The sequence below is a fragment of the Thioclava kandeliae genome, assembly GCF_040297545.1.
GTDB lineage: Bacteria > Pseudomonadota > Alphaproteobacteria > Rhodobacterales > Rhodobacteraceae > Thioclava > Thioclava kandeliae.
The window spans coordinates 13,539-28,364 of the sequence record NZ_JAYWLC010000007.1 but is presented as its reverse complement, the minus strand read 5'-3'; the positions used below and the strand labels follow the sequence as shown (position 1 = coordinate 28,364).

Annotated in this window: 15 protein-coding genes; 7 read left to right on the top strand and 8 right to left on the bottom strand. The window is 61.7% G+C overall.

All coding sequences use genetic code 11. The annotated features are described in order from the left end of the window. The first annotated feature begins 12 nt into the window (after positions 1–12). The 3 genes from VSX56_RS10280 to VSX56_RS10270 all read left to right on the top strand — a co-directional run bounded on the left by VSX56_RS10280 (position 13) and on the right by VSX56_RS10270 (position 4,745). A complete protein-coding gene (locus VSX56_RS10280; RefSeq protein WP_339113084.1) occupies positions 13–1,323 on the top strand; it encodes an outer membrane protein assembly factor BamB family protein in 1,311 nt (436 codons plus the stop codon). Between the two features lie 149 nt (positions 1,324–1,472). After that, positions 1,473–2,987, top strand: coding sequence for a ribosome biogenesis GTPase Der (der, locus tag VSX56_RS10275; protein WP_339113083.1), 1,515 nt, complete (start codon positions 1,473–1,475; stop codon positions 2,985–2,987). A 174-nt stretch (positions 2,988–3,161) separates the two neighbouring features. Continuing rightward, positions 3,162–4,745 carry a VPLPA-CTERM sorting domain-containing protein gene (locus tag VSX56_RS10270; protein ID WP_350936865.1) on the top strand — a complete coding sequence of 528 codons (1,584 nt, stop codon included), beginning with the start codon at positions 3,162–3,164 and terminating at the stop codon, positions 4,743–4,745. A gap of 44 nt (positions 4,746–4,789) precedes the next feature. Here VSX56_RS10270 and VSX56_RS10265 read toward each other — a convergent pair whose 3' ends face one another. The 6 genes from VSX56_RS10265 to VSX56_RS10240 form a co-directional block, all read right to left on the bottom strand. Then, positions 4,790–5,536, bottom strand: a complete 747-nt coding sequence (locus tag VSX56_RS10265; RefSeq protein ID WP_350936863.1) for a TspO-related membrane protein — start codon at positions 5,534–5,536, stop codon at positions 4,790–4,792. Positions 5,537–5,602: 66 nt separating this feature from the next. After that, positions 5,603–5,797 carry a hypothetical protein gene (locus VSX56_RS10260; RefSeq protein WP_339113080.1) on the bottom strand — a complete coding sequence of 65 codons (195 nt, stop codon included), beginning with the start codon at positions 5,795–5,797 and terminating at the stop codon, positions 5,603–5,605. A 119-nt stretch (positions 5,798–5,916) separates the two neighbouring features. Next, positions 5,917–7,206: a serine--tRNA ligase gene (gene serS / locus VSX56_RS10255; protein ID WP_339113079.1), complete on the bottom strand. Its 1,290-nt coding sequence runs from the start codon at positions 7,204–7,206 to the stop codon at positions 5,917–5,919. Between the two features lie 111 nt (positions 7,207–7,317). After that, entirely contained in the window at positions 7,318–7,656 is a 339-nt protein-coding gene (locus tag VSX56_RS10250) for an ArsR/SmtB family transcription factor (protein WP_339113078.1), read from the bottom strand. Between the two features lie 134 nt (positions 7,657–7,790). Continuing rightward, complete coding sequence (locus tag VSX56_RS10245) at positions 7,791–8,369, bottom strand: retropepsin-like aspartic protease family protein (RefSeq protein ID WP_339113077.1); 579 nt, start codon at positions 8,367–8,369, stop codon at positions 7,791–7,793. 35 nt (positions 8,370–8,404) lie between these two features. Then, on the bottom strand, positions 8,405–9,043 hold the full coding sequence (locus tag VSX56_RS10240; protein ID WP_350936860.1) for a MarC family protein: 639 nt from the start codon (positions 9,041–9,043) through the stop codon (positions 8,405–8,407). 244 nt (positions 9,044–9,287) lie between these two features. On the opposite strand from VSX56_RS10240, the gene tatA reads away from it, so the two are divergent. From tatA to VSX56_RS10220, 4 genes are all read left to right on the top strand, one after another. Next, complete coding sequence (gene tatA / locus VSX56_RS10235) at positions 9,288–9,515, top strand: twin-arginine translocase TatA/TatE family subunit (protein ID WP_339113075.1); 228 nt, start codon at positions 9,288–9,290, stop codon at positions 9,513–9,515. 28 nt (positions 9,516–9,543) lie between these two features. Next, entirely contained in the window at positions 9,544–10,041 is a 498-nt protein-coding gene (tatB, locus tag VSX56_RS10230; RefSeq protein ID WP_350936857.1) for a Sec-independent protein translocase protein TatB, read from the top strand. Continuing rightward, the gene (gene tatC, locus VSX56_RS10225) at positions 10,038–10,910 is read left to right on the top strand and encodes a twin-arginine translocase subunit TatC (RefSeq protein WP_350936855.1); all 873 of its coding nucleotides are present in this window, start codon (positions 10,038–10,040) and stop codon (positions 10,908–10,910) included. Before tatB ends, tatC begins: the two co-directional genes overlap by 4 nt. Before the next feature lie 299 nt (positions 10,911–11,209). Beyond that, a complete protein-coding gene (locus tag VSX56_RS10220; RefSeq protein ID WP_350937104.1) occupies positions 11,210–12,007 on the top strand; it encodes an ATP-binding protein in 798 nt (265 codons plus the stop codon). Between the two features lie 53 nt (positions 12,008–12,060). On the opposite strand, the gene VSX56_RS10215 is transcribed toward VSX56_RS10220, so the two are convergent. Together VSX56_RS10215 and VSX56_RS10210 are read right to left on the bottom strand one after the other, a co-directional pair. Beyond that, a complete protein-coding gene (locus VSX56_RS10215; protein ID WP_339113072.1) occupies positions 12,061–12,219 on the bottom strand; it encodes a hypothetical protein in 159 nt (52 codons plus the stop codon). Between the two features lie 201 nt (positions 12,220–12,420). Beyond that, positions 12,421–14,562: a bifunctional lysylphosphatidylglycerol flippase/synthetase MprF gene (locus tag VSX56_RS10210; protein WP_350936853.1), complete on the bottom strand. Its 2,142-nt coding sequence runs from the start codon at positions 14,560–14,562 to the stop codon at positions 12,421–12,423. Positions 14,563–14,826 lie beyond the last annotated feature (264 nt).

The window sequence follows — 14,826 nt, the reverse complement described above, 5'->3', positions numbered from 1 at the left end:
AGGAGTAGCGCGGTGAAGCTTATTCACAAAATGGCGGCCCTTGGCATGATGCTGGCGGTATCCGCCTGCGAAAAGGAAGTGATCCTGCAGGGTGACAGGCTCGATCCGCGGGATGTGCTTTCCGATAGCGCGTCGGGCCCCGCGCCCGTAACCTCGACCGCGCTCAACCTGCCTGCCGTGACCTCCAATGCCGACTGGGCCCAGCGGGCGGGCAATGCCTCGCATCATGCGCCCAATGCGGCGATCGGGCAGGGCACCACGCTTCTGTGGCAGGCCGGTATCGGTCAGGGCGATGCGAAACGCTACCGCATCACCGCCGATCCGGTGGTCTCGGGCGGACGGATCTTTACTCTCGACAGCCATACCGATGTAACAGCGACCTCGACCTCCGGCCAGACCCTCTGGCGCGCCAATCTGCTCCCCGCCAACGAGACCGCAGGCTCGGCCTCGGGCGGCGGTCTGGCGGCTGATGGCAATACGCTGTTTGTCACCACGGGCTATGGCGAACTGGTGGCCGTGGATGCGGCCTCGGGCACTATCCGCTGGCGGCAGGATTTCGGCGTCTCCCTTGGCGGCGCACCGACCGTTTCGGGCGGTCTCGTCTATGTCGTGGCGCGTGACGGCTCCGCCTGGGCCATTCGCGAGAGCGACGGCAAGGTCGAATGGCAGATGCAGGGGGGCGCCTCGCCCTCGGCGATGACCGGAGTCTCGGCCCCCGCAGTGGGCGGTAACACGGTCGTCTTCCCGTTCCCCTCGGGCGATCTGATGGCCACGCTGCCCAAAGGTGGCTTCGATATGTGGCAGGCGCGTGTGCCGGGCCGTCGTTTGGGCCGCGCTTTCGGATCGGTCGTCGACCTGACGGGCGATCCGGTCATCGCGGGCGATGTGGTTTATGCCGGCACCTCGGCTGGCCGGTCCGCAGCCTTCGATCTGGCGTCGGGCAAGCAGAAATGGGTCGCCAAGACGGGGGCGAACTCGCCGCTGGTCGTGGCCGGCGGTTCGGTCTTCCTCGTGTCCGACGAGGCCAAGCTCACGCGGCTCGATGCTGCCACGGGCGCCGAGATCTATTCGGTGCCGATGCCCTATTACATCAAGGAAAAAGCCAAGAAGCAGCAGGCGATCTATGTCCATTACGGGCCGGTTCTGGCGGGCAACAAGTTGTTCGTGGCGTCCTCGGACGAGCGTCTGCGGGTTTTCGATCCGGCAACGGGCAAGCTGATCTCGGAAGCGCCGCTTCCGGGGGGCGCGGCCTCGGCGCCGGTGGTGGCGGGCGGCACGCTCTATGTCGTCTCCCGCGACGGCAAGCTTCTGGCCTATCGCTAAGTCAAAAGGAAAGCCGGGCAAATGCCCGGTTTTCTTTTCCCCGCCGCGGTTTTCCTGTATGAGGATTTGACCCGCGCCCGCGTCCCGTGTAGGAGACGCGTTCGAATCTGCGTATCCCGCCCGGGGCTGCGCCGCCCAAGGAGGGCCTTATGAGCTTTACCCTCGCGATCGTCGGTCGCCCCAATGTCGGCAAGTCGACCCTGTTCAACCGTCTGGTCGGCAAGCGTCTGGCGCTTGTCGATGACACACCCGGCGTGACCCGTGACCTGCGCGAGGGCGATGCGCGCCTTGGCGACCTGCGGTTCATCGTGATCGACAGCGCCGGTCTGGAACTGGCCGAGGATGACAGCCTCCAGGGACGTATGCGCCGCCTGACCGAACGCGCCGTCGAGGAGGCCGATATCTGCCTCTTCGTCGTGGATGCGCGTGTAGGGGTGACCCCTGCCGACGAGATCTTTGCCGATATCCTGCGCCGCAAGAATGCCAATGTGATTCTGGCGGCCAACAAGGCCGAAGGCTCGGCGGGTGAGGCCGGTGCGCTTGAGGCATGGAGCCTCGGTCTGGGCGAGCCCATGCAGATTTCCGCAGAACATGGTCTGGGCATGGACGAGCTCTATCACGTCCTGCGTCCGATGGCCGACGAGTTCGCCGCGCGCAACGTGGCCGCGATCCCCGAAACCGATGTGGTGATCGACGAGGAACTCGGTGAGGATGATATTCCCGCCTATATCCCGCCCTCTGCCGCCAAGCCCCTGCAGCTGGCCGTGATCGGCCGTCCGAATGCCGGTAAATCGACGCTGATCAACAAGATCCTCAACGAGGACCGCCTGCTGACCGGCCCCGAGGCGGGCATTACCCGCGATGCGATCTCGGTGAAAACCGACTATATGGGCACGCCCATGCGTATCTGGGACACGGCAGGTATGCGCAAGAAGGCGCGTGTGAACGAGAAGCTCGAGAAGCTCTCGGTCGCCGATGGCCTGCGCGCCGTGCGCTTTGCCGAGGTCGTGGTTGTTCTGCTGGATGTGAATATCCCCTTCGAGACGCAGGATCTGCGCATCGCGGATTTCGCGGAAACCGAAGGCCGTGCTGTTGTGGTCGCCGCGAACAAGTGGGACCTCGAGGATGACAAGCCCGCGAAACTGCTGGAACTGCGCGAGGCGTTCGAACGTCTTCTGCCGCAGCTGAAAGGCGCGCCGCTGGTGACCGTCTCGGCCAAGACCGGCAAGGGGCTCGACCGTCTGCATGCCGCGATCCTGAAGGCGCATGAGGTCTGGAACCGCCGTGTGCCGACCGCCAAGCTGAACAACTGGCTCTCGGCCATGACCGAGGCGCACCCGCCACCCGCTCCGGGCGGTCGCCGTATCAAGCTGCGCTACATGACCCAGGCCAAGACCCGTCCGCCGGGATTTGTGGTAAAGGCAACCCATACCGACAAGATCCCCGAAGCCTATGGCCGCTATCTGGTCAACGGCCTGCGCGAGACCTTTGATATGGGCGGCACGCCGATCCGGATCTATTTCCGCGATCAGGGCAAGGAAAACCCCTATAAGGACAGAAAGAAGTCGATTCCCTCGCGGCTCAAGAAGCACGTGGACGCCAAGAAAAAGGCTACCCACAAAGCCAATGCCGCCGCAAAACGCGCCAGCAAATCGGAAGACTGATAGCAAACCCCGCGAAAGCGGGGTTTTGTTTATGCCTAACGCAGCGTCAATCGTGCTTAATCCGTAGTCACGCATGACGCTACGTCAATTCTATACGAATTTGGCACAACCTGCGCGCGACATATGAAGATCAGAGATACACCCAAGGAAGTAGATTTTCTTTTGGGGGACCCCATGATCAGACTATTTCTACCTGTCGGCGCCGCACTTCTGGTTGCGCCAAGTTTCGCCCAAGCGGCAACATGCAGTTTCATTTACGGCACGAACACCTCCGCCTATTGCGGGAGCGGTGTCTTTTCGGGTTTCGATCTGAGCGGCTATAGCGACACGTCGGTGCTGGTATCCGCAGCCGCGACGACGGGGGCGATTGACGCGGGCGAGGACGCCATCGTGGTCGTGAATGGCACGGTGGATGGCGGCCTGACGACAGAGGGGTATAGCTACGTCTTCACGCGCGACGGAAGCGAGATTGCGAGCGATACCGCCGTGACAATGGCGCGCGGCATCATGCACAGCTACGGCACGATTTCCGGCGGCAGCTACGCATTCGATCTTGACGGCGGAAATAGCTATGGCGGGGAAGTGTATAGCTATGGCGATGTCTCTGCGGATGTTGCAGTAACCGGTTCCGGCTATGCCGACTTTTACGGTCCGGTAACCGTCTCCGATCATCTCGCCGTAGCAGAGGAGGGAGACAGCCTTTCCGCCGTGTTTACCGATTTCACGGCATCTTCAAACCAGTCGCTCGGTGTTGTCGAGACAGGGGGGTATCTCTCGCTTTACCTCGCAAATATGGGTGGATCGAGCTATTCGGCGCCGCTGCTCACGGGGGGAGGAAACGGTAGTCTTACGATTAGCCGGAGCACGGATGTCTCCGTAACCTCGGGAGATGTCATCGACACCGATAGTTACGCAACTCTGACGCTTTATAACTCCGGTGTGAGTGCCACCAATGGCGGGATCGTCGACACGGATGGCACAGCCTATGTCTATGTCTATGTCTATGGCTATGATTCAAGCATGGAGAGTTCCGGCGATGCGGTCGTCGGTAATGCGGTCGCTGTGCGTGGCGACAATCTGGATATTTCCAGCGCCAATGGCACAGCGATTAAGGCGACATCTACCAGCACCGGCGCGGTCACGGTTGATGACAGTTACTATAATTCCGCAGGTTTCTCGGGAAGTATCACCGGTCAGGTCGCGATTTCGGGCGGGGCCTCCGGCATGGACAGCCTCAACTTCACGAGCGATGTGTCTATTACTGGCCTGTCCGGCACGGCTGTCGAACTGTTCGGTGGTGATGATGAGGTGACGATTGGGGCGGGCGCGACGCTTGTCGGGGATTTTTACCTCGGTGACGGGGCCGATACGCTAACGATCACCGGCACCAGTGCGACAGGGTGGCTCGATAGTGTCTTCTACGGTGGCGATAGCGCGGATGATACCGATACACTCTGGTTCGAAGGCTATGCCGATGACGCCTTCACTTCGACATTCGATACCGTGAGCCTCATCATGACCTATGTCTTCGAGGACGGGTTCTCGATCATGTTCTCGGGTTTCGAGAGTATCTTGTTCGGCGTTACGACCACCGAGACCGCAGCGGGCGACAGCTATGCCATGGACCCGCTGACAGGCGAGACGACCAACCTCTCGGCCGTGCCGGTTCCTGCCGCGATGTGGCTCTTCGGCTCGGCTCTGGCGCTTCTGGGGCTTGCGCGACGCCGGCGCAGTCGTCCCGCGATGGCCGCCGCCTGACGCAGACATGGAAGGGGCTGCCTCGCGTCGGGTCGCGGCCCCCTCTACCGCCCGACGGCCTGGGCTTTGGGCAGCAGGTCGCGCCAGGCCACAGCTGCGAGTGCCAGCGCGAAGATCGATGCCGGCAGCATGACCACGCCATCGCCCCAATTTGCCGCGATCACCCCGATCAGGGCCCAGATTACGGCAATCGCGAATGTGCGCGGCGGACGGGCCAGCAGAACGATCGCGAGGCTGATTGCGGCAACAACGCAAAGCATCAGCAGCGTCACCGTAATCTCGGAGCCGATATTATAGCCGATCAGCACAACGCCGGTGCCCACGGCGGAGGCGGCGGTGAGCCAGCCCGTATAGAGCCCGATGGGTCCAGCACAGAGGGCGGGTTGGCCGGCATCGCGTGCGCGCATCATTGCCCAGAGCGCGAGCGCCCACATAAGCCAGATCTGCAGAGTTGCCAGCCACGGCATGGATGTCGCAACGACCAGCCAGCTGGCACCTAATCCGGTGGAGAGCAGGAGCGGAAGCCGCGTGCGGTCCCACCCCGCATCATCGTTATGGCGCAAAAGCCCCCAAAGGGCATGGGCCACGAGCCAGAGATAGATCAGCGACCAGATGGAGAAAGCCCATCCGGCGGGCTGGATCGCGGGAGCGTCGACCGGATTGGGGAATTGTGTCGGGTCATACCCTTTGAACGAGGGCGACCAGATCGGAGAGACGACAAAGGCCACAACCGCCACGAGAACCAGAACGGCTTTCAGACGGAATGACGGCGGGGAGGAGGGGCGGACCATGTGCGGTTGTCCTAAACGGCTTCTAACAGGGCTTAACGCGCCCGATCCGCGACGGGTTCCCGCTCCTCAGACGAAACCGAGATGATCGAGCGCCGCGCGGGCGTCTGGGCGGCTTTCGGAAGCGGCCTCGTTCAGCGCATGCACCAGTTTCGTCAGCTTGCGGTCCTGCCGCAGCTGCCAGATGAATTCGGCCACCGCCTGGTTGTCGAGCGCGCAAATCTTGCGCGCGGTGGCTTGGATGTCGAGAAACGTCCGGTCCATCAGGGCACTCCCTTGGCTTTGCCTGGCCCCGAGATTAACACAAAATGCAGAACGCTCCCATGATCCATGTCATGGGAGCGCAGAGATTTCATATAACTGTCATGCGGATGTCGTGACGCTTAAACGAGACGCCCGTCGACAAGCATCGTTTTGCCACCCAGATAGGGATGCAAGACCTCGGGGAGAACCACCGAGCCATCCTCGCGCTGGCCGTTTTCCAGCACGGCAATCAGGCACCGGCCCACCGCCAGACCCGATCCGTTCAGCGTGGCCATGAATTCCGGCTTGCCGCCATCTGCGGGCTTGAAGCGGCCATTCATCCGGCGGGCCTGGAACTGGCCGCAGGTGGAAACAGAGGAGATCTCTCGATAGGTGTCCTGACCGGGCAGCCAGACCTCGAGGTCATAGGTCTTCTGCGCACCAAAGCCGATATCGCCGGTGCACAGGATGATGCGGCGGTAGGGCAGGTTCAGCCCTTCGAGCACGGCCTCGGCACATTTCACCATACGCTCGTGTTCTTCGATGGCTTTTTCGGGATGGCATATGGTCACCATCTCGACCTTCTCGAACTGGTGCTGGCGCAGCATGCCCGAGGTGTCCTTACCAGCCGAGCCTGCCTCGGAACGGAAGCAGTTGGTATGGGCCACATAGCGGCGCGGCAGGGTGGATTCGTCCCAGACCTCACCGCTGGCGAAATTGGTCAGCGTGACCTCGGCGGTGGGGATCAGCCACCAGCCATTGGTCGTCTGGTAGCTGTCTTCCGAGAATTTCGGTAGCTGGCCGGTGCCCAGCATCGCCTCATCACGCACCAGAACGGGGGTGATGTTTTCGACAAGATCATGGCTGTCGACATGCAGGTCGAGCATATATTGCGCCAAGGCGCGGTGCACACGGGCCACACCGCCACGCAGCGCCACAAAGCGCGAGCCGGAGAGTTTGGCCGCGGTTTCAAAGTCCATATTGGTGCCAACGCCCGCCAGCTCGAAATGCTCTTTCGGCTTGAAGCTGAAGCTCGGAACCTCGCCCCACTTATGGATCTCGACGTTATCATCCTCATCCGCGCCTTCAGGCACCTCGTCAAGCACGAGATTGGGGATGGTCAGCAGCAGATCGCGCAGCTCGGCATCTTTTGCACCGGCTTCGGTCTGCATGGCGGCCACTTCGGCCTTTTTCTCGGCCACAAGCCCGCGCAGACGCTCGAATTCTGCGTCATCACCAGCGGCTTTGGCGGCGCCGACCTTCTTGGAGGCGGCGTTCTGCTCGGCTTTGGCTTCCTCGGCGGTCTGGATTGCACGGCGGCGGGCTTCATCGATCGAGAGGATCGTGGCCGACATCGGCTCCAGCCCGCGGCGTGCCAGAGCGGCATCGAAGGTTTCGGGGTTTTCACGGATCGCGCGAATATCGTGCATGACGGTCCTCTAAATCGCTGTGATTGCGTCACAGGCTTTATCCCTATTTGGTCATAGGGAAAAGATCACGATCGTGCTCAATGCAGGTGCGTGACCGGAAAACACGCCCCGTCAGACGCAGAACAACTCGTACATGGTGGTCAGAAGACGTTTTACCCGTTCGTCGCGGATCGAATAATAGACGGTCTTGCCATCGCGGCGGGTCGAGACCAGCCCGTCCTGACGCAGACGCGCCAGTTGCTGGCTAACGGCGGCCTGACGGGCATTCAATAGCACCTCCAAGTCGCTGACCGAGCGTTCGCCTGCGGTCAGGTGGCACAGGATCATCAGGCGCCCCTCATGGGACAGCGCCTTGAGAAGACATGCAGCCTCGCGCGCGCGATGGGTCATCTCCTCGGGCGACAGGGTTGTCACTTCATCATTTTGCGCCACATCCGAGGCCGGAACCATTGTAGCGATCCTTTCGTGTTTGGTGGCTGGCATCCTGCCAGATCGGGCCGCTGCACAAATACATGGCCGGAAGAAGATTCATCAGATAATATGTTTTAATATAATGTTTATTTCGTTTGATCGCAAATAAAGCCTTAGCGCTCAAGGATAAGCTTATCACGATTGAACTCGATGCGCGCGAATTTGCTCAAATAGGTCATTCCGAGCAATGATCCGTCCATTTCGCCCCCATTAATGCTGGCTGGGACGTCGGTGTCATGGATCGGCCCCACTTCGATGCTGTCGAGCCGGACGGAAGCGGTTCGAATCACTCCATTGGCAGTGCTGGCACGGCCGATGAAGGCAAGCCGGTCGGGGTCGATGCCGACCTTGCGGGCATCCGCGAGCGACAGCACGATATTGGTGGCCCCCGTATCCACGACGAAGCGCACCGGCGTGCCGTTGATTTTGGCGACGAGGTAGAAATGGCCGTCAGCGGATTTGGGGACCTCGATCCGGTTCTCGCCCACGATCTCCTGTGCGGGAAGTACCGTTTTGCGGATGTCGCTCCACAGTCCCATCGCGGCAAGAAGCCCCAGCAGGAGCAGGGCCCAGACCGCCAGTTGCTGGAGCCTGCGCGAGAGGTTGCGGCGGAAATCGAACATGACATAGCCGCCAACCACCGTCAGCAGAAGGATCAGATAGACAAATTGACCGATATCGTCGCCTGTCATCGTATGTCCGCTATCCAGAAATCGGAAACAATGCGCTAGAGCACGTCGGTGACGCCTGCACGGTGCAGGCCGTCGAGGATGAACTGGATGGCAAGCGCGGCAAGCAGCATGCCCAGAAGCCGCGTGACCACCATCACGCCCGTCCGGCCAAGAAGCCGCTCCACCGGCGCGGCGATGGCGAAAAGCGCCATTACACAGGCCAGCACGGCCAGCATCACGCCCAGAATGGCGAGGATGTGCAACGTGCTACCATCGCCTTGCCCCATCAGCAGGATCATCGACGCCATAGCGCCGGGTCCGGCGATTAGCGGTGTGGCAAGCGGGAAGACCGAGGGGTCATCATGATCGGGGTCCTGCACATGCTCCTCGCCCTGTCCCTCGCGGCGTTTGGTGCGGCGTTCAAACAGCATGTCGAGCGCGGTCAGGAACAGCAAGACACCGCCCGCAATGCGAAAAGCGGGCATGGAAATGCCGATTCCATCGAGAATATTCTGTCCGAACAGGCCGAATAGGGTCAGCAACCCCGCGCCGATGGTTACGGCCCGAAACCCGATGCTCCGGCGCTTGGCCGCGGGCACGCCGCTGGTCAATGCGATGAAGACGGGCGCCAGACCGATCGGGTCGATCACGACGAAAAGCGTCACGAAAGCGGTAAGATAGTCGGTGGCTGGCATCTGATCCCCGAAAATTCAACTTACACTGTTTGTGCCATAGCCGGTCTTTTGGGGCCAGTGTCGATTCCGTCGGAGCGAAAAATGGTTGCCTAGATATTGGGCGAATCCGGAGCTGTTGCTTAAAATTCATGTCAACTGGCACGATTGGGGGTTTGATTGCGGGGCCCGAGGCCATAAACGTTGTCTCCGATTTGGTCTGAGCCGCAAAGCCTTGTGTGCTCCGGCCGCGCGTGTGGAGTAGACTATGCTGAACAATATCGGCCTTCCGGGCCTTCTTCTGATCGCTGTTGTGGTTCTCGTCCTGTTCGGACGCGGCAAGATCTCGTCGCTGATGGGCGAAGTCGGCAAGGGGATCACGGCCTTCAAGAAAGGCGTGAAGGACAGCTCGAACGAGATCGAGGATGCCAGCAACGAGCCCTCGAAAACTGACGCTCGTGACGTGACCCCCGAGGACAAGAAAGACAAGGTCTGAGCTGCGAGCCAGCGGCTGGAGGCCCTGAATGTTTGATATCGGTTGGAGCGAACTTCTGGTCATCGGCGTGGTCGCATTGATCGTCGTCGGGCCGAAGGATTTGCCTGTAATGTTTCGGACCCTTGGCCGTTTGACGGGTAAGGCCAAAGCCATGGCGCGCGAATTTTCGCGGGCGATGGAGGATGCGGCCGATCAGGCCGGCATCGCCGAGACAACAAAAGAGCTCAAGGGGATGACCTCGAAAAAGGCGCTTGGCCTTGATGCTCTGGAACGTGCCACGGACAAGTTCGAAAAGTGGCAGCCTTCGATGCCCAAAAAGGCCGAGAAGGTCGAAAAGACCAGCGCCCCTGTTGCCCAGCCCGATCCCAATCTCGAGAGCCCCGATTCCGCAAGCACGGCAAGTGATGTCGCGCCCCACGAGATCGAGGACGAGCCGGATCTGCCGGTCACCGTCTCCGAGGCCGAGGCTCCGGAGCCCGTCACCAGGGCGGCAAGCGCTGACGAGAAAAGAAAAGAGACGCCATGAGCGCCGAGGATGATATTGAAGATAGCGCCGCGCCGCTGATCGAGCATCTTGCCGAGCTGCGCACCCGTATCCTGTATTCACTGGCCGCTTTCATCGTTGCGATGGTGGCCTGCTACACGGTCTGGAACCCGATTTTCAACTTCCTGACCCACCCGATCTGCGGCGCGCTTGCCGATCGCGGGCAGGAATGCGGGCTGTATCTCATCAAGCTGCAGGAAGGTTTCTTTGTTGCGGTGACGATCTCCTTCATGGGCGGTTTCGCACTGTCCTTCCCGGTGATCGCCTATCAGATGTGGCGGTTTGTTGCGCCTGGCCTCTACAAGACCGAAAAGAATGCCTTTTTGCCCTTCCTGATCGCTTCGCCGGTGATGTTCTTCCTCGGTGCGGCCTTTGCCTATTACGTCATTCTTCCGCTGGCCTTCCAGTTCTTCCTGGGGTTCCAGCAGGGCAACTTCACGCCGGAGGGCAAGGCGGCCAATGACATGGCGGCCATCGGTTTCCAGGGTTCGGTGCAGGAATATCTCTCGCTGACCGTGAAATTCGTCATGGCCTTCGGAATCTGTTTCCAGCTGCCTGTGCTTTTGTCGCTGATGGGAAAGGCGGGGCTGGTTTCGGCTGCAGGGCTTGCCAGTGTGCGCAAATATGCGGTGGTCGCGATCCTGATCGTTGCTGCCATTGCCACACCGCCGGATGTGATCTCGCAGGTGATTCTTTTCGTGGTAGTCTATGGGCTCTATGAGGTGTCGATCTTCCTAGTGCGGCGGATCGAACGGAACCGCGAAGCGCGGATGCGGGCCGATGGCACATGGGTCGAGGAAGACGAGGAAGACGAGGAAGACGATGGGGACGACGAGACCAGATCGTCCTGACCGTCCGACACGATGAATGACAAGGCCCCGGAGATGCTCTGCATGTCCGGGGCCGATTTCGAAGGAGGAGCCCGATGCATCGCCAAGATCTGAAACACGAGCTGGCACGGCGCAAGCTGACCAATCAGGATCTGGGGACGGCCACGGGGCTGCGCGAGGATGTTCTTGTGCAGTTTCTTGATGGTCAGCGGCCACTCGGCGACGCGGAGGAGGGCCGGATTCTCGACTATCTTGCCACTGTCTCGCCCCGCGTCAGTCGGGCTGACGCACTGGGGCGGATCGCCGATGCACTGGAGCGGATGTCGCCCGCGCCGATGCCCGCGCCCGATTTTACCGCGGCCACCGCCTTTGCATGGCGCACGGCGCCGGACCGGCTGGATCCGGTGGCCCAGGTGAATGGCGTGGCCTTCGAGCTGTTGCAGGGGATCGAACGCTCGCGCGACACGCTTCTGGCCAATACGCTGCAATTTGCCCGCGGTGGGGCCGCCAATAACGCGCTGCTCTGGGGCGCGCGGGGGATGGGGAAATCCTCGCTCGTGAAGGCGGCGCATGCGCAGGCTGTGGCGCAGGGGCTGCCGCTGAAGCTGGTGGAACTGTCGCGCGATGATCTGCCATCTGTCGGGCGGCTGCTGGCGCATCTCCGCGCGGCGCCGGATGTCCGCTTCATCCTGTTCTGCGATGATCTGTCCTTCGATCACGATGACCGCCATTACAAATCGCTGAAGGCCATTCTCGATGGCGGGATCGAAGGGCGGCCTGCCAATGTCATCCTCTACGCCACATCGAACCGTCGCCATCTGATGCCGCGCGATATGATCGAGAACGAGCGCTCGACAGCGATCAATCCGGGTGAGGCGGTGGAGGAAAAGGTTTCGCTTTCTGACCGGTTCGGCCTCTGGCTGGGCTTCCATCCCTGTTCGCAGGATGATTATCTCAAGATGATCCGTGCCTACTGCGATACCTACGGGATCGAGATTTCCGACGAGATGCTCCGTGCCGAAGCGATCGAATGGCAGGCCACGCGCGGGGCGCGCTCGGGGCGCGTTGCATGGCAGTTCGTCACCGATCTTGCCGGTCGTCAGGGTCTCGCGATCTGAGGATTACGCGGGGTCCGGTCCTTGCGGCCCTGCGGAAGCCGATATGCCGATGTCTACTCGACCCGCTCCATCATGCGCGCAACGCCCACACAGCATAAAAGCGCGAGCGCAAGGGCGGGCGCCGGCACCCCGAGCGAGACTGCCAGACAAAGCGTGACCCCTGCTGCAGTAATGACAGCGACGAGGAGTAAGAGAAAGGTCGGCAACGGCATGATAATCTCCTTACTTTCCTATTATGGGGCGGCGAAGAATTAAGAAAAGATCTTCCCTCTTCCGGAAACCGTGAAAACCATCACATCCTTGCGACATCTGCCTGTTGATTATGCAGGCCTGTGAAAGCGCGGGCAGTTTGGCGGTTGCGATACGTCCGGCCCTGTCAGAGCCGAAGACTCAAAGTAGGCCCTACCGCGAGTCTAATGTTCTCCGCCGCGATCGGTGATCTCATGTGTCCAGACGCCCGATCCATCCGGATCGCGCGCCGGTCGGAGGGCGGGCGGTTTGCGGATGATACGGGCGATATCCGCACAGGCCAGCGCAAGTGCCGAAGCCGAGGGGGCTGAGACATAGAGCGTGGTGAGATGCGGAGCAAAACCCATCTTGAACTGGCGTAGCCCCGCCGCGCCATGACCCCTCTCGGCGCGCCGCCAGATCATGGCGGCGGGGCCCTCGATCTGGTCGGGACGGGGAGGAAGAGCCGCAAGCGAGAGCCGTGGACAACCCATCTCACGGGCGGCCGCGATGGCGGTGACGATGAGCTGGTGCATCGTGCCGTCGGGGGCGTCATCACTGGTGCGCATCAGATCCAGCGCCCATTCATGATCATTGGCATGGAAACTGGCAAATCCTACGAGCCGTCCATCGAACCATGCCAGAACAACCTCGTGTTCGCTGACATAATCGGGGGTGAAACGGCCCATGGAAAAGCCTCTCTCGCCGCCGCGTGCGGTGGTCCATTCGGCGGCGACCTCGGACATCTGCGCCATCGGCATCTGAGTCATGCAATGCTCGCAGGTAAGGCCCGCCTTGGCTGCCTTGCGCAGCTTGCGCCGCAGTCCCGACATGGCGGGGGCGTCAAGCGTGAACCGGTCCGGCCGGAGCCAGCATTCCTGTGCCACCGGCACCACCGACCAGCCAAGCCTGCGCGCCTCGAGTGCGGTGCGTGCATGGACCTTGTAGAGGCAGGCCAGACGGCCCTGCGCGCGTGCCTCGATCCGCAGCGCGCGAAGCATCTCGCGCAGGTCCGTCTCTCCCACCGGGTCGCGCATTCCCACAAGCGCCTGCTGCGTCTGTCCGACCATCCAGCCCGAGCGCATATTCTCGCCCAGTAGCACGAAATGCTCACCCTGGCGCAAGATACCGAATTCGGCATGGGGGCTCAGGCGGGCGAGCTCCGCGATTCGGGGAGTATATTCAGGCGCGGCAGGCACGAGACGGCCACGCGGCGGAATGTGCCGCACAGGCGCCCCCAGTGCCAGTACCGCCAGCGCCAGCGCGGCAGGCGCGCCGTAATAGACGGCCCGCCATGCAACGATCGCGGCCAGAAGCGGAGCCTGTTCGGCGCCCGGCAGAAGCATGAGCAGCGTGACCTCGAACGGCCCGACGCCGCCCGGTGTGCCGGAAATGAACCCTGCACCCAGCGCCAGCAGGAAGGCCGGATAGAGCGCGATCAGCGGGTGGACGGTATCGGGAGGCATCAGCACCCAAAGCGCCAGCGCAGCGAAGGCGGTATCGGCGATGGTAAGCCACAGGATGCGTCCCATGACCGGCAAGCTCGGCAGGCGTGGCTGCCATTTGCCGATTTTGACCACCGGATTCCATAGAGCGAGGGCCGCGACCGCGCCGCCCAAGAGAAGTCCCAAAAGGGCGAAACCCTGAAGTGCGAAGATCGGCAGGCCCGGCAGCTGCACGGGGGTGACGATCACCACCATCGCCGTGACGACGGCCCACCCCGCCAGAAAGGTAGCGGCCACCATGGCGGTCAGTTTGGAGGCCTCGATCATCGAGAAACCGGGTAACATGCGCCAGCGCACGAGCGCGCCCGAAATCAGGCCGAAGCCTACGGTCTGCGAGATGGCGATGGACACCCAGCCTGCGCGTTTGCTCTGGCCCTCGTTCTGCCCCGTATCCATGATCTTGTGGATCAGGGCATCGTAATTGGCCAGGGCGGCGAACGAGGCCAGCGTCGCCAGTGCGGCGCCCAGCCATTGCCATGCCGAGACCTGCCCGAGAGAGGCGAGAATCGCGGCATAATCGAGCCCCGTGACACGGTCGCGCAGGATCCACGCAAAGCAGGCCAGCATGACGATAGCCGCAATCTGGCGCCGGATCGCCTTGCCCCATGCCAACGACTGGGTTCTGGGCGCGATCTGTTGCGGGTCATCGGCAAGGTGCTCCGCCCCTTCGTAATCCAGAAGGCGCGCCGTTTCGGCTATGATCTCGGCTTTCGGGGGGCTCTGTGCAGGCAGAACCGCCTCGCGCGCCGTGGTCGCGGGCCGCTCCGGCCAGGCCTTTGCTCGGGCTGCATCGTCTCCGGTAACCTTGCCGTAATGCCGCATCACATTCTCCGTTCATGTCTTGCCGGCAAGATTAGGCACAATGCCCTTACACGAGCTTAATAATCCTGAGCAGAGCATTCGACAGGCAGGCGGAGGTTGTGCCGGTTTGCCGTGCGACAGACCGCAAACCCTGCGAAATGCCTTGTCGGGAACCTTTGGACTGCGTTGCAGGCTTGCGGGGAAAGAGGGCTTGGCCTATAGGGGCGGGAAAGGGCATGATTGGCCCGACTGTCCGATCGGCGCGCATGGGGCGTGCCCGGGTCA

What these genes read in the sequence shown, in the direction of transcription:
- VSX56_RS10210 (WP_350936853.1), bottom strand. Translation starts at nt 14,562, where the DNA reads ATGCGGCATTACGGCAAGGTTACCGGAGACGATGCAGCCCGAGCAAAG.
- tatC (WP_350936855.1), top strand. Translation starts at nt 10,038, where the DNA reads ATGAGCGCCGAGGATGATATTGAAGATAGCGCCGCGCCGCTGATCGAG.
- VSX56_RS10245 (WP_339113077.1), bottom strand. Translation starts at nt 8,369, where the DNA reads ATGACAGGCGACGATATCGGTCAATTTGTCTATCTGATCCTTCTGCTG.
- VSX56_RS10215 (WP_339113072.1), bottom strand. Translation starts at nt 12,219, where the DNA reads ATGCCGTTGCCGACCTTTCTCTTACTCCTCGTCGCTGTCATTACTGCA.
- VSX56_RS10220 (WP_350937104.1), top strand. Translation starts at nt 11,210, where the DNA reads ATGTCGCCCGCGCCGATGCCCGCGCCCGATTTTACCGCGGCCACCGCC.
- VSX56_RS10270 (WP_350936865.1), top strand. Translation starts at nt 3,162, where the DNA reads ATGATCAGACTATTTCTACCTGTCGGCGCCGCACTTCTGGTTGCGCCA.
- der (WP_339113083.1), top strand. Translation starts at nt 1,473, where the DNA reads ATGAGCTTTACCCTCGCGATCGTCGGTCGCCCCAATGTCGGCAAGTCG.
- VSX56_RS10250 (WP_339113078.1), bottom strand. Translation starts at nt 7,656, where the DNA reads ATGGTTCCGGCCTCGGATGTGGCGCAAAATGATGAAGTGACAACCCTG.
- tatB (WP_350936857.1), top strand. Translation starts at nt 9,544, where the DNA reads ATGTTTGATATCGGTTGGAGCGAACTTCTGGTCATCGGCGTGGTCGCA.
- tatA (WP_339113075.1), top strand. Translation starts at nt 9,288, where the DNA reads ATGCTGAACAATATCGGCCTTCCGGGCCTTCTTCTGATCGCTGTTGTG.
- VSX56_RS10260 (WP_339113080.1), bottom strand. Translation starts at nt 5,797, where the DNA reads ATGGACCGGACGTTTCTCGACATCCAAGCCACCGCGCGCAAGATTTGC.
- VSX56_RS10265 (WP_350936863.1), bottom strand. Translation starts at nt 5,536, where the DNA reads ATGGTCCGCCCCTCCTCCCCGCCGTCATTCCGTCTGAAAGCCGTTCTG.
- serS (WP_339113079.1), bottom strand. Translation starts at nt 7,206, where the DNA reads ATGCACGATATTCGCGCGATCCGTGAAAACCCCGAAACCTTCGATGCC.
- VSX56_RS10240 (WP_350936860.1), bottom strand. Translation starts at nt 9,043, where the DNA reads ATGCCAGCCACCGACTATCTTACCGCTTTCGTGACGCTTTTCGTCGTG.